Raw genomic sequence first — 264 nt, 5'->3', positions numbered from 1 at the left:
CAAGCGAACAAGTGCATGTGGTGGATGCCTTGGCGATCACAGGCGATGAAGGACGCGGTAGCCTGCGAAAAGCGGTGGGGAGCTGGCAAACAAGCTTTGATCCACCGATATCCGAATGGGGAAACCCACTCCGAATGGAGTATCCATGACTGAATACATAGGTCATGTGAAGCGAACGCGGCGAACTGAAACATCTAAGTAGCCGCAGGAAAAGAAATCAACCGAGATTCCCAAAGTAGTGGCGAGCGAAATGGGACCAGCCTG

General features: G+C 52.7%; 1 rRNA gene. It reads left to right on the top strand.

The window, feature by feature from the left end:
- A 23S ribosomal RNA gene (locus tag AB4Y35_RS42215) occupies positions 1-264 on the top strand; the annotation flags it as partial.

Origin of the sequence: Paraburkholderia sp. EG286A (assembly GCF_040965375.1) — a bacterium.
In the GTDB taxonomy this organism is placed as follows: Bacteria; Pseudomonadota; Gammaproteobacteria; order Burkholderiales; family Burkholderiaceae; genus Paraburkholderia.
This window is presented reverse-complemented; position numbering and strand designations above follow the sequence as displayed.